We start from the raw sequence: 12,679 nt of genomic DNA on the forward strand, positions 1-12,679 counted from the left end.
GGGCAAACCGGCGGGGGTGGGGCCGCGGCAATGAAAAAGAGGCACCGCCACGTATCCGAAATCCTAGCATCGGACAGCTCCGTGGCAGCTGAACGGTAGGCTGGTTGGGTGCCTATTACTAACGAACGCATTGTCTGGATCGACTGCGAGATGACCGGCCTGGACATCAAGAACGACGCCCTCATCGAGGTGGCCGCCCTGGTGACGGACTCCGAACTCAACATCCTCGGTGACGGCGTCGACGTCGTCATCCGTCCGGACGACGCCGCGCTGGCCCAGATGAACGATTTCGTCCGCGACATGCACACGCGCTCCGGGCTGCTCGACGAGCTTCCCCACGGCAAGACCATGGCTGAGGCCGAAGCAGTGATCATGGAATACATCGCAAAGTGGGTTCCCGATCCCCGCAAGGCTCCGCTGGGAGGCAATTCCGTAGGCACCGACCGTGTCTTCCTCGCCCGGGACATGCCCGCGGTGGTGGAGCACCTGCACTACCGGGTGATAGACGTCAGCACCATCAAGGAACTCTCCCGCCGCTGGTTCGCCCGGGCGTACTTCCAGGCTCCGGCCAAGCACGGCGGGCACCGCGCGCTCGGGGATATCAAGGATTCCATTGATGAGCTGCGCTACTACCGGGAGGCAATCTTCGTCCCCGCCCCGGGGCCGGACAGTGCCACAGCCCAGCGGATTTCCAAGTCGGTCATGGCCTCCGCCGAGCCCCTGTCGGAACCCTCGGAAAAGTAATCTGCGCCACGTTTGAGGGAAATTTCCTCGAAACCGGCAAAAGTGGCAAAAACAGCCCCGCGGAGCAGGTAAGCTATATGACGTTGCCTTCCAAGACAGCCGGTTAGCCGGATTGTCCGCAGGGCACATGGTGGGCTTAGCTCAGTTGGCAGAGCGCCTGGTTGTGGTCCAGGAGGTCGCGGGTTCAACCCCCGTAGCTCACCCTCACAGGATGGTATTGCCGCCGTCCAGCAAGGAGGCCGCACCGGATATCCGGTGCGGCCTTTTGTGTTTCACCGCACTGCATCAAAGGAACCGCCTGACATGACCGTTCTGCCGATCACTATCTGGGGCGAGCCGGTTCTCCACCGCCGGGCCGCCGAAGTGGAAGTCTTCGACGACGAACTCCGCACCCTCATCGCCGACATGTTCGAAACGAACGACGCCGCCAACGGCGTAGGCCTGGCAGCCCCCCAGGTGGGCGTGGGCAAACGCCTCTTCGTCTACAAGTTCGCCAACGACGACGGCGTGCCCCCTGCGGGGGTCGTGGTGAACCCCGTCCTGACGCTGTCCAAGGTCTCCGGCGCACTCCCGGACCCGGACGAGGAAGTGGAGGGCTGCCTGTCGTTCCCCGGCGGCCAGTACCCGCTCAAGCGCGCGGAGTGGGCGCGGGTGCAGGGATTCGACGGGGACGGGAACCCGGTGGACTTTGAGGCGACGGAATGGTTCGCCCGGATCATCCAGCATGAGTACGACCACCTGGACGGCAAGCTCTACGTGAACCGGCTGATGGACCGCTACGCCCGGAAAGCCATGAAGCAGGCCAAACGGAGCGGCTGGGGGGTTCCCGGTTTGACGTGGATGCCCGGCGTCGACCCCGACCCGTTCGGTCACTAACCCGCAGCGCTCCTTGCTGCCCTACCGCGGCATAACAGTCTGCTGCTGCGGACATGAGTCGAGGACCCGCTTCATGGCGTCCTTCTCCGGCTGGGTCACCCACAGCCCGTAAGCGGCTTTGACGGAGATCTGGCGGGCCACGTAGTGGCACCTGAAGGTCTTGTTCTTCGGCAGCCAGCTGGCTGCATCTGAAGCGCTTTTTTCCTGGTTGGCCGGACCGTCCGCGGCCACGAGGTTGAGCGGATCGTTGGCCAGGCTTTGGCGTTGTTGCGGCGTGAGCTGCTGGGCGCCTTTCTGCCAGGCGTCCCCGAGCGCCACGACATGGTCGATCTGGACGGCCTTGCTGCTCTCCGCTCCCCGTGTGAATGTGACCACCGCGCCTGTGTACGGCTCGTGGAATTCACCGCCCGCCACCCGGCATCGGGAGCCCTCCGTGAACTGTACGCCGGCCAGGTCCCGCCGCAGGATGTCATTGCGGGTGTCGCAGCCGTTGCGGTCCACGTCCAGCCAGGCCTGGCCGAATGCCGTGCGTTCGTAATTGTCGTCGGCCGCCCGGCCCTTCACCGCGAGTGCCTCCAGCGCCTCCGCGGCACTGCCCGCGGGCACCGGCCGCACCGAAGGAACGGCTTTCATCCACGCAGTATCCAGCACGGGTGCTTCGCTCGGGCCGGTGACAGACGGCTCTGCCACGGCGAACTGGCCCGCGGTGAAAAACCAGCACGCGCCGGAAACCAGTCCTACGGACAGCACGATCAGTACAGCCCACGCCTGGCGGGAGCGGCGCCGGGCACGGCGGTATGCCGCCCAGCTGATGGTCACGGTTGCCCTGCCCGGAGAGAATTCCTACCCACCGGACGAGCCTAGGGCAGGCCACCGACAACGTGGCCGCTATCCACAGTGTGGAGGAGGGGTTACTGCTCCTTCAACACTCGTTTGAGGTCGTTGGCGGCAAGGTCGAGCAGCTCCTCAAGCTGTTTGATCCTGCTGTCGGGAATCTCTCCCGCGGCATGCGCCACTCGCGCCTGGTCCAGGAGGCGGGTGGCTTCCTTATGGTTCTTCCGCGCTACGTCGAGGGCGTGTTCGAGGGTCGTTTCATGTTCGAGAGTCGATTCGTGTTCCATGACTCCATTTTGGGTCCGTTTCCCGGCCGATGCCAGAGCATCGGCCGGGAAACATCAGACCCGGACCCGCCCGGAAACTAGACCGCGATCGCTGCCAATGCGGCGGCCGGCTCCTTGACGGGGAACGACGGCGGGTTGACGCCGGCCATTTCCTCCATCACGCGGACTACCTGGCAGCTGTAGCCGAACTCGTTGTCGTACCAGACGTAGAGGACAAGGTTCTTGTCGTTGGAGATGGTGGCCAGGCCGTCGACAATGCCCGCGCGGCGCGAGCCGACGAAGTCGGTGGAAACAACCTCGGGTGAGTCTATGTAGTCGATCTGCTTGCGCAGCTCGGAATGCAGGGACATCTGCCGCAGGTAGTCGTTGACCTCGTCCTTGGTGGTGCCGCGTTCCAGGCTTAGGTTCAGGATGGCCAGCGACACATCCGGGGTGGGAACGCGGATGGAGCTGCCGGTGAGCTTGCCCAGCAACTCGGGCAGTGCCTTGGCAACGGCTTTGGCGGCACCGGTCTCGGTGATCACCATGTTCAGCGCGGCGGAGCGTCCGCGGCGGTCGCCCTTGTGGAAGTTGTCGATCAGGTTCTGGTCGTTGGTGAAGGAGTGCACCGTCTCGACGTGTCCGTGGACTACGCCGAACTTGTCGTTGATGGCCTTCAGGACCGGGGTGATGGCGTTGGTGGTGCAGGACGCGGCCGTCACGATCTTGTCCGAGTCAAGGATGGTGCCGTGATTGATGCCGTGGACGATGTTCTTCAGCTCGCCCTTGCCCGGCGCCGTGAGCAGGACGCGGGAAACGCCCTTGCTCAGGAGGTGCTGGGACAGGCCTTCGGCGTCGCGCCAGCGTCCCGTGTTATCCACGACGAGGGCGTCCTTGATGCCGTAGGCCGTGTAGTCCACGGTTGAGGGGTTGTCCGAGTAGATGACCTGGACCTGGACGCCGTTGGCAGTGATGGTGTTGCTGTCGGTGTCCACCTTGATGGTGCCCTCGAACGATCCGTGTACGGAGTCGCGGCGCAGCAGGCTGGCGCGCTTAGCGAGGTCGTTGTCCGAGCCGCGCCGGACCACGATGGCCCGGAGACGGAGGCCGTGGCCGCCGCCGGCCTTTTCAATGAGGAGGCGCGCGAGCAGGCGGCCGATGCGGCCGAAGCCATAGAGCACGACGTCGGTGCTGGTGCGGTCGTCGCCGCCGCGCTTCCCGACGATGTCGGCGAGTTCGGCGCGCAGGAATTCATCCAGGCTTGCACCGTTGGCCTCGGTCTTGAACTTCTGGTTCAGGCGGGCAATATCGATTGCCGCAGCACCCAGGTCCAGCCCGGCGAGGGCATCCAGCAGCGGGGCCGTCTCTTCCAGGAGCAGCTCGTCCTTGCTCATCCGTCGCGCAAAGCGGTGCGCCTTCAGGATGTTCATGGTGGATTTGTTGATCAGGCTGCGGCCGTGGATGGAGGTCACCACGTTGTTCTCGCGGTACAGCCGGCCGATGACCGGGATCATGGCCTCGGCTAGCGCCTCACGGCCCATCCACGTATCAAGACAAGAATCTGACGTCTGGCTCACAGAACTACCTTCCTTGGGTCAACCACATACGTCCTCGTATGCGGATGTCGGCCACCGGGGGTATTCCGGGGCACAGGCATCGGCGGGGATTCGGTCCACCCCGGACACCTTGGAGAAGCGCAAAGAAAAACCGCCGGCTGCGAACGCAGACCCGACGGCAGAACTTCTACGTTCGCTATCCATTCTAGGGCGGCGGCGGCTTCTCCCGCGCCCGGAAAAGCGTGAAGTCACTCACACGCCGGAGCGCACTCCCTTGACATAGGATGTCCGAATGGGACTCATCATTGCACTTCTTGTCATTTGGCTCATTCTCTCCATCCTGGGCTTCGTCGTGAAAGGCCTGCTGTGGCTGGCCGTCATCGGCCTCATCCTGTTCGTCGCTACGGCGGCCTGGGGCTGGGTGAAGCGGAAGGCCAAGGCCTGAACTGAAACCCGGTCTCTACCGGCGGGGGCTGGCACCACACGGTGCCGGCCCCTTTCGTTTGCACGTACGGTTGCCGGCGCCCTGCCACGGGCCCCACGGTGGTGGTGGATGGGTTGACCGATACGCCGGGTTCTGTGTTCCCGCGCCGTTGCCGGTGCGGGAATAGCGGCCATCCATCTACGAACGCCGTTGCCGACGCCCTCCAGCGGCCTACCCGGACACTCGGGCGAGCAGCCCTCGAACGTGCCCTGTCTGGCCTTGCTCCGGGTGGGGTTTACCTAGCCTTCCCGGTCACCCGGGAAGCTGGTGGTCTCTTACACCACCGTTTCACCCTTACCTGTTCACAGCCCGTGCGGACACGGACCGCGGCAGGCGGTCTGTTCTCTGTGGCACTGGCCTGCGGGTTACCCCGAGTGGGCGTTACCCACCACCCTGCTCTGCGGAGCCCGGACGTTCCTCGAGCCACTTGCGTGACGCGCGGCCGCCTGGTCAACCCATCCGCCGTCCATTCTACGGGCAACCCCGGGCGCCCGGTTGCGCATCGGGTGCCGGGCGCTTTTTTATCCTTTGGTGGGACAATTGAACAAGACCACCCGGGCAAGAAGGAGGGGATCCGGATGGACCCCACCAATGCGTTCATCGCCATCGCCGTCGCACTGCTACTGCTCATCCTGCTGAAAATGTCCATCCGGATCGTCCGGCAGTACGAGCAGGGCGTGCTCTTCCGGCTGGGGAGGGTCATCGGCGTCAGGATGCCGGGACTGCGGTTCATCATTCCCGTTATTGACCGCCTTCCGCTGGTCAGCCTGCGGATAGTAACCATGCCCATCCAGTCGCAGGGCATCATCACCCAGGACAACGTGAGCGTAGACATCTCGGCTGTTGCCTACTACCGGGTGGTGGACGCCGTGAAATCCGTCGTGGCTATTGAAAATGTCGCAGCGGCAATCGACCAGATCGCCCAGACCACCCTGCGGAAGGTGGTGGGCCGCCACAGCCTGGATCAGACGCTGTCCGAAACCGAACGCATTAATAGCGATATCCGGGAAATTCTGGATCAGCTGACCCTCGCCTGGGGCGTCGAGGTGGTGCTGGTGGAGCTGAAGGACATCCAGCTTCCCGACAGCATGAAGCGCGCCATGGCCCGCCAGGCTGAGGCCGAGCGGGAGAAGCGGGCGAAGATCATCGCAGCTGAAGGTGAAGCCATCGCGGCTGCCGCCCTCGGTGACGCTTCGGACACCATGATGGCCCACCCGCTAGCCCTGCAGCTGCGGAATTTGCAGTCCCTGGTGGAAATCGCCGTGGACAAGAACTCCACGGTCGTGTTCCCTGCGCCGCTGATGAGCACCATCGGTGAACTATCCGCATTTCTCGCCCGCGAGAACCAGGCGGCCACGGCTGCGGCCAAACCGCCGGTCAAGGCGGCCTGAGCCTGCCCTGGTATCGGGAGCATTCGCGTCTATTATCGGCGTATGGATCTACCGACGCTCGGACGCCGGCGGTTGCTGGAACTCGGAGCCGGGGGCGTGACCGCCGCCGTGCTGGCCGCCTGCGCGCCGGTCACCGAGGGCCCCGAAGTTGCAACCGCGGAAGTGCACAGCGGATCCTTCTCGTCGAAGTTCCGCCCGGGCACCGGCACAAACTGGTCCGTGGCCGTTCCGGACCGCGGCGCGGGCAGCGATCAGCGGCCGTTGCCCGTTGCCCTGTTCCTGCACGGGACGGGCGCTGACCATCGTATGCTTTTCGACGATCTCCGGGCGGCCCGGGTCCTGGCACAGCATGTGGCCCGCGGCGGGACCCCATTCGCCATCGCGGCCGTGGACGGCGGCGAAAGCTGGTGGCACCGCCGTGCCACAGGCACCGACACCCAGGCCATGGTGGTGGAGGAATTCATCCCCCTGCTTGCCGGCCAAGGCCTCGACACCGGCAGACTCGCCGTGTTTGGGCTGTCCATGGGCGGCTTCGGCGCGCTGCTCCTCGCCTCACAGCACCGCATCCCCGGACTCCGCGCCGTCGCAGCGATGAGCCCGGCAGTCTGGAGCCAGCACGACGCCGGACGCATGGACAACTTTGACAGCGCCGGCGACTTCGCGGCCAACGATATCTTTGCGCTGAGGCCGGAACTGGAAACAGTGCCCAAACGAATCGACTGCGGCACCTCGGACAACCTGCTGTACAGCGTTAAGGACTATGTGAGCGGGCTGCCGGGGGAACACGAGGGGGGATACCAGGACGGCGGCCACGACAGCGGCTACTGGCGCTCCATACTCCCGGATGTCTTTTCGTTCCTGGGCCGGAACCTGGCCTGAGGCTGGCGCAGCACACCGCCGATCCGTGCCGCCGGTAAGATCGTACGGTGCTGATTCTGCTCCCCCCGTCCGAAGGCAAGACCCCCGCTGTCCATGGTGACTCCGTCGACTGGACGGCCCTGAGCTTCCCCGGACTGAACACCTACCGCGCGAAGGTTCTCGAGGCATTGGGAAACGTCAGTGCCCACCAGGACGCCCTCGCGTTGCTGGGTGTCGGCGCTTCGCTGAGTGCCGACGTCGAACGCAACACCCGGCTCCATACCGAACCGGCGGCCCCCGCGCACCAGGTCTATTCCGGCGTCCTGTACGACGCCCTGGGCTACCGGTCGATGACGGCGGCGCAGCGCCGCAAGGCCGATGAATCGGTAGTGGTCATCTCCGCGCTCTGGGGCGCCATCCGATTCGCTGACCGGGTCCCCGCCTACCGGCTGTCGATGGCAACGTCACTGCCCGACGTCGGCCGCCTCGCCTCGTTTTGGAAGCCCCAGATTTCGGAGGCCCTTGCGGCCGAGGCCGAAGGAGAGCTCCTGGTGGACTGCCGCTCCAGCACCTATTCCGCCGCCTGGGCTCCCCCGCCGGCGCAAACGGTCGCCGTCAACGTCTTCACCGAAACCAACGGCGTGCGCAAAGTGGTCAGCCACTTCGCCAAGCACACCCGCGGCGAGCTGGCCCGGCACCTGCTGACACGCCGGGGTGCCGCTCCCGGGACCCCGGCCCAGCTGCTCAAAGCGGCCCGCGAAGAGTGGGAAGCCGAACTGGTGGACGGCACTCCGCGCAGGGCACACGCACTGAACATCGTCCTGCCGGCTTAGGCCCATTCAGCCGAGCGCACCAGGATGCAGCCGGAGTCGGGGCAAAATACGATGTCGTCCTCGGCGGCTGCCTTGATTTCGGCCAGGTCACCGGGGCTGAGCTGCATGCCCGAGCCCTCGGACTTTCCATGGAAGAGCCGGGCCGCACCCACTCCGCGCTTGGCCAGCGTCTTTTCGTAGATTCCCAGCAGGCCGGCATCAAGGCCGGCGGCGAACTCTGCACGCTTGGCACCCACCTCCGCGGCCTCGGCGGCAATCTCTGCCAGGGCTGCATCCAGCTCCGCGCGGATCCCGCCAAAGGAGCCCTGAACGTCGTCCACGATCCGCTGCTGGGCCGACTGACGTTCACGGAGCCCCTCCAGGCGTTCCATGACCTCCAGTTCCACATCTTCGAGGGCCGACCGCCGTTTGTTGAGCGAAGCAATGTCGCTTTGCAGGGCAACAAGGTCCTTGGACAGGCCGGTTCCGCTGTTCAGACGCGCTTCGTCCCGCTCGATCCGGGAGGCCACCTGCTCCACGTCCGTTTCGGCGCGCTTGAGCTCGGCCTCGGCGTCGTGGACGGCCACTTTCGCGGCTCCGAGCTCGCCGTTGGCAACGGACAGCGCCGCTTGCAGGTCGCTGATCCGGGGGTCGCTTTCGATGGTCCGGCGGCGGTTGGACAGCGATTTGAGCCTGGCGTCGAGTCCTTGCAGTTCGAGCAATTTCAACTGTTCCGCCGGTGCTGCCTTGGCCACTATTACCTCCGCTTGTTCCTACCGGCCGCAGCCGGGCACCGGACCCGGCGCAGTTTAGACTCTAGTCCCCGCCCGGAGTCAGAATGAAGTCCCACGGATCGCTGTTGGTGGTGCTGACCCGGATGTCGACGTCGTGGCCCTGGTCGCTGAGGACGTTGCCCAATGCTTCGGCCGCCGCCGGCAGCCACAGCCACTCGCTGGCGAAGTGGGAAACGTCGATGAGGTAGGGCCGGTCATTCAGGGCATTCTCACGGGCTTCCGACGCCGGGTGGTGTCGGAGGTCCGCCGTTACGAAAAGGTCGGCGTTGCTCGCCCTGACCTCGCTGAACAGGGAGTCCCCCGCTCCGCCGCACACGGCGACGCGCCGCACCAGTCCGTCCTTGTCTCCGGATACCCTGACGCCGCCGGCCACCGAGGGCAGGATGCCGAAGACGCGGGCGGCGAAGTCCCCCAGCGTCATGACGTCTTCAAGGTCGCCCACGCGGCCGATGCCTTCTTCCGGCAGGCCGTTCGGCGCGGGCGTGAGCGGCACTACATCGTGGAGCCCAAGGGCGTCCGCCAAGACATCGGAGACGCCCCCGACGGCGGAATCACCGTTGGTGTGGACGGTCAGGAGACCGGTCCCGGACTCGATGAGGCGATGGACCGCCTTGCCCTTCGCAGTCGTTGCCGCAACGGAGGTGACTCCCTTGAGCAGTAGCGGATGGTGCGTGATCAGGAGTTCCGCGCCCCACTCAATGGCTTCCTCGATGACTTCAAGGGTGGGATCCACCGCAAACATGATCCTGCTGACCTCTGCCGACGGATGGCCGGCAACCAGGCCCACCTCGTCCCATTCCTCGGCCAGGGACTCCGGCCAGAGCTCTTCCACTGCCAGCAGGACCTCGCCGAGCGTGGGTACAGCGGATGTTTCGGCGGCCCCGGCGGACTCGGCACCGGCGGGATCAGCAGTATTTCGCGCGTCTTCTGCAACGTCGGTGTTCACAGGTTCCATACCCTCATTTTTACCCTATCCGCCGGCTTCGCCTGCACCCGTAACAGTCTCGTAAGGTGGTGGGGGAATCATCAGCACGCTTCAACCATTGAAGAGGACATGAAAACTTTTGTGCTTGGCGGAGGCTGCTTCTGGTGCCTTGACGCCGTCTACCAAAAAACCAAAGGTGTCACGTCGGTCATTTCGGGCTACACCGGCGGCCACGACCGCCATCCGGACTATTACTCGGTCTGCTCCGGCACCACTGGCCATGCCGAAGTGGTTGCGGTGAGTTTCGAGGAGGACGTGATCCCGGCGGAAGTCATCCTGGACATGTTCTTTGCCCTTCACGACCCCACTACGCTCAACCGCCAGGGCTACGACGTCGGCACCCAGTACCGCTCCTCCATGTTCTACGAGACCACGGAGGAAAAGATCCTCTTCGAAGAGGCAATCGAACGGAACCAGGCACTGTGGGCGCACCCGATCGTTACCAAGGTCAGCAGGCTGCCCGTGTTCCATGTGGCGGAGGATTTCCACCAGGACTACTACGCCAAGCATCCGGAGCAGGGCTACTGCCAGGTGATCATCAACCCGAAACTCGCGAAGGCGCGGAAATATTACTCTGCATGGCTTAATGCTTAGCAGCGGTCCTGCCGCCCTCGTTAGGCTGACCTCAGTATTCGCTGTTCAGAGAACTCTTCAGAGATAGGCACAAATACATGGCACGGATCTACGACGACGTCACCCAGCTTGTCGGCGGCACCCCGCTGGTAAGGCTCAACCGGCTGACTGAGGGCCTCGACGCCCAGGTGGCGGTCAAGCTCGAGTTCTACAACCCGGCCAACAGCGTTAAGGACCGTATCGGTGTGGCCATCGTGGACGCCGCCGAGAAGTCCGGTGCCCTCAAGCCCGGCGGAACCATCGTTGAAGGCACCTCCGGCAACACGGGCATCGCCCTGGCGATGGTGGGCGCGGCCCGCGGCTACAAGGTCATCCTGACCATGCCGGAGACCATGTCGACGGAACGCCGTGTCATGCTCCGCGCGTTCGGCGCGGAAATCGTCCTGACCCCCGGCTCTGAAGGCATGCGGGGCGCCGTGGAAAAGGCCCAGGAAATCGTGGCCAACACGGAGAACTCCATCTGGGCACAGCAGTTCGCCAACGAAGCCAACCCGGAGATCCACCGCACCACCACTGCCGAGGAGATCTGGTCCGACACCGACGGCAAGGTGGACATCTTCGTCGCCGGCATCGGCACCGGCGGCACCGTCACCGGCGTCGGCCAGGTCCTGAAGGAACGCAAGCCGGATGTGCAGATCGTCGCCATCGAGCCGAAGGACTCCGCCATCCTCAACGGCGGCGCTCCCGGCCCGCACAAGATCCAGGGCATCGGCGCCAACTTCATCCCCGAAATCCTGGACACCAACGTCTACGACGAAGTCCTGGACGCCACCCTGGAGGACTCCGTCCGGGTCGCCCGCGATCTCGGAGTCAAGGAAGGCATCCTGGGCGGCATTTCCTCCGGTGCAATCGTCTGGGGAGCCCTCGAACTCGCCAAGCGCCCGGAGAATGCCGGTAAGCTCATCGTCGCTGTTGTCTGCGACTTCGGCGAGCGTTACATCTCCACCGTGCTCTATGACGACATCCGAGGCTAAGCCTTGGCCCGACATTCACCGTTTCCTGTAGAAAGGTCTTTGTGAGCTTTTTCGCAAGACTTAAGGAAGACCTCGACGCCGCCCGGTCGCACGACCCGGCGGCTCGAGGTTCTTTTGAGAACTTTTTCGCCTACTCCGGCCTCCACGCCATCTGGGCGCACCGCCTCACGCACAAGCTCTGGCAGAATCCCTCGCTCCGCTTCCCTGCCCGCTTGATTTCGCAGCTGGCGCGCTTCCTGACCGGGATCGAGATCCACCCGGGCGCCACGATCGGCAAGCGGTTCTTCATTGACCACGGCATGGGCGTGGTCATTGGCGAAACGGCCGAAATCGGTGAGGACGTCATGATCTATCACGGTGTGACCCTTGGCGGGCGCTCACTGGCAAAGGTAAAGCGGCATCCCACCATCGGGGACCGCGTGACCATCGGTGCGGGCGCCAAGATCCTGGGCCCCATCACCATCGGACGGGACAGCGCCGTGGGCGCCAACGCCGTCGTGGTCAAGGACGCCCCGCCGGAATCCATCATCACCGGCGTCCCTGCAACCTGGCGCCACCGTGATGCCCAGCGTGAGACCAAGCCCGCCGTGGATCCGGCCGAGTACTACATCGAATACCGGATCTAGGCGGCAAACCGCTTGTAGACCGTCCAGAGCACCATGTCGAAGACGGTGTCCGGGAGGATCCTTCGCAGCGTCAGGATGGCTCGGGCCCCCTTGCCCACCGGGTACCGGGTCTTCGGCCGGGCGGCGGTGGCGGCATGGACAATGGCATCGGCAATGACGTCCGGATGCGTGGACATGGCGGAGCCTTCAGTGGAGGCCAGCGCCGCTGCGACGATTTTGGCCTGGTCCCGGTAGGGGCCCTGCCCGGACGTTTCCAGCAGGCTTTCACCGGAGATGGCGCCCCACTCTGTCTGCGTGCCCGCCGGTTCGATGATTGACACCTTGATGCCGTGGGGCTTGAGTTCCAGGCGCAGCGAGTCGCTCAGGCCCTCGACCGCAAACTTCGTGGCGTGGTACCAGGCCCCCAGGGGCTCGTACATCTTGCCCCCGATGGAGGACACGTTGATGATCCTCCCCTGCGCCGCCGCCCGCATGGCCGGCAGGACCAGCTGGGTCATGCGGGCCAGGCCGAAGACGTTGACGTCGAACTGCCGCCGGCCCTCGGCCAGCTCCACTTCTTCCAGCGACCCGTAGGATCCGTAGCCGGCGTTGTTCACCAGGACGTCGATCCGGCCGTGCGCCTCGAGGATTCCGCCCACTGCTGCCGCCATGGACGCTTCATCCGTGACGTCCAGCGCCAGTACGTTCACGCCGAATGCTTTCAGCGGCTCCATCTTCTCAACCCGCCGGGCCCCGGCATATACAGTGAATCCCTGCCCGCTGAGCTTCCTGGCGGCCTCGAACCCGATGCCGGTGGACGCACCGGTGACAAACGCGACTGGCTGCGACATGGGCTGCACTCCTCGG

Annotated in this window: 15 protein-coding genes, 1 tRNA gene and 1 other RNA gene; 10 read left to right on the plus strand and 7 right to left on the minus strand. The window is 64.8% G+C overall.

Features of this window, described 5'->3' with window-relative positions; all coding sequences use genetic code 11:
- Positions 1 to 108 precede the first annotated feature (108 nt).
- The 3 genes from orn (at position 109) to def (ending at position 1,620) form a co-directional block, all read left to right on the plus strand.
- Positions 109 to 744 (plus strand): oligoribonuclease, encoded by a 636-nt coding sequence (orn, locus tag JOE41_RS02125; protein WP_011692277.1) that lies wholly within the window; start codon positions 109 to 111, stop codon positions 742 to 744.
- 130 nt (positions 745 to 874) lie between these two features.
- A tRNA-His gene (locus JOE41_RS02130) sits at positions 875 to 947 on the plus strand.
- 100 nt (positions 948 to 1,047) lie between these two features.
- Positions 1,048 to 1,620, plus strand: a complete 573-nt coding sequence (gene def, locus JOE41_RS02135; RefSeq protein ID WP_011692278.1) for a peptide deformylase — start codon at positions 1,048 to 1,050, stop codon at positions 1,618 to 1,620.
- 21 nt (positions 1,621 to 1,641) lie between these two features.
- Here def and JOE41_RS02140 read toward each other — a convergent pair whose 3' ends face one another.
- The 3 genes from JOE41_RS02140 to JOE41_RS02150 form a co-directional block, all read right to left on the minus strand.
- Complete coding sequence (locus tag JOE41_RS02140; protein WP_209750635.1) at positions 1,642 to 2,439, minus strand: HNH endonuclease family protein; 798 nt, start codon at positions 2,437 to 2,439, stop codon at positions 1,642 to 1,644.
- Between the two features lie 92 nt (positions 2,440 to 2,531).
- Positions 2,532 to 2,741 carry a hypothetical protein gene (locus JOE41_RS02145; protein WP_043429841.1) on the minus strand — a complete coding sequence of 70 codons (210 nt, stop codon included), beginning with the start codon at positions 2,739 to 2,741 and terminating at the stop codon, positions 2,532 to 2,534.
- 77 nt (positions 2,742 to 2,818) lie between these two features.
- On the minus strand, positions 2,819 to 4,297 hold the full coding sequence (locus JOE41_RS02150; RefSeq protein WP_011692280.1) for a glyceraldehyde-3-phosphate dehydrogenase: 1,479 nt from the start codon (positions 4,295 to 4,297) through the stop codon (positions 2,819 to 2,821).
- A 271-nt stretch (positions 4,298 to 4,568) separates the two neighbouring features.
- On the opposite strand from JOE41_RS02150, the gene JOE41_RS02155 reads away from it, so the two are divergent.
- Positions 4,569 to 4,721 (plus strand): hypothetical protein, encoded by a 153-nt coding sequence (locus tag JOE41_RS02155; RefSeq protein ID WP_011692281.1) that lies wholly within the window; start codon positions 4,569 to 4,571, stop codon positions 4,719 to 4,721.
- A gap of 105 nt (positions 4,722 to 4,826) precedes the next feature.
- Here the strand turns inward: JOE41_RS02155 and rnpB are convergent.
- An RNA gene (gene rnpB, locus JOE41_RS02160) (RNase P RNA component class A) lies at positions 4,827 to 5,218 on the minus strand.
- Positions 5,219 to 5,338: 120 nt separating this feature from the next.
- On the opposite strand from rnpB, the gene JOE41_RS02165 reads away from it, so the two are divergent.
- Genes JOE41_RS02165 through JOE41_RS02175 form a run of 3 tightly spaced genes read left to right on the plus strand, consistent with a single transcriptional unit; the run spans position 5,339 to position 7,842 of the window.
- Positions 5,339 to 6,151 carry a slipin family protein gene (locus JOE41_RS02165; protein WP_209750637.1) on the plus strand — a complete coding sequence of 271 codons (813 nt, stop codon included), beginning with the start codon at positions 5,339 to 5,341 and terminating at the stop codon, positions 6,149 to 6,151.
- 42 nt (positions 6,152 to 6,193) lie between these two features.
- A complete protein-coding gene (locus JOE41_RS02170; RefSeq protein ID WP_209750639.1) occupies positions 6,194 to 7,030 on the plus strand; it encodes an alpha/beta hydrolase family protein in 837 nt (278 codons plus the stop codon).
- 47 nt (positions 7,031 to 7,077) lie between these two features.
- Positions 7,078 to 7,842, plus strand: coding sequence for a YaaA family protein (locus JOE41_RS02175; protein WP_209750641.1), 765 nt, complete (start codon positions 7,078 to 7,080; stop codon positions 7,840 to 7,842).
- Here JOE41_RS02175 and JOE41_RS02180 read toward each other — a convergent pair.
- Positions 7,839 to 8,576 (minus strand): zinc ribbon domain-containing protein, encoded by a 738-nt coding sequence (locus tag JOE41_RS02180; protein ID WP_011692285.1) that lies wholly within the window; start codon positions 8,574 to 8,576, stop codon positions 7,839 to 7,841. The genes JOE41_RS02175 and JOE41_RS02180 overlap by 4 nt on opposite strands.
- 61 nt (positions 8,577 to 8,637) lie before the next feature.
- Positions 8,638 to 9,570, minus strand: coding sequence for a Nif3-like dinuclear metal center hexameric protein (locus JOE41_RS02185; RefSeq protein ID WP_011692286.1), 933 nt, complete (start codon positions 9,568 to 9,570; stop codon positions 8,638 to 8,640).
- Positions 9,571 to 9,669: 99 nt separating this feature from the next.
- Here JOE41_RS02185 and msrA point away from each other — a divergent pair, with 99 nt between their 5' ends.
- The 3 genes from msrA to epsC all read left to right on the plus strand — a co-directional run bounded on the left by msrA (position 9,670) and on the right by epsC (position 11,833).
- Positions 9,670 to 10,194, plus strand: coding sequence for a peptide-methionine (S)-S-oxide reductase MsrA (gene msrA / locus JOE41_RS02190; protein WP_209750643.1), 525 nt, complete (start codon positions 9,670 to 9,672; stop codon positions 10,192 to 10,194).
- 77 nt (positions 10,195 to 10,271) lie between these two features.
- Positions 10,272 to 11,207, plus strand: coding sequence for a cysteine synthase A (gene cysK, locus JOE41_RS02195; protein WP_011692288.1), 936 nt, complete (start codon positions 10,272 to 10,274; stop codon positions 11,205 to 11,207).
- Between the two features lie 41 nt (positions 11,208 to 11,248).
- Positions 11,249 to 11,833: a serine O-acetyltransferase EpsC gene (gene epsC, locus JOE41_RS02200; RefSeq protein ID WP_011692289.1), complete on the plus strand. Its 585-nt coding sequence runs from the start codon at positions 11,249 to 11,251 to the stop codon at positions 11,831 to 11,833.
- Here epsC and JOE41_RS02205 read toward each other — a convergent pair.
- A complete protein-coding gene (locus JOE41_RS02205) occupies positions 11,830 to 12,663 on the minus strand; it encodes an oxidoreductase (protein ID WP_209750652.1) in 834 nt (277 codons plus the stop codon). The genes epsC and JOE41_RS02205 overlap by 4 nt on opposite strands.
- Between the last annotated feature and the right edge of the window lie 16 nt (positions 12,664 to 12,679).

The organism is Arthrobacter sp. PvP103, from assembly GCF_017833075.1.
In the GTDB taxonomy this organism is placed as follows: Bacteria; Actinomycetota; Actinomycetes; order Actinomycetales; family Micrococcaceae; genus Arthrobacter.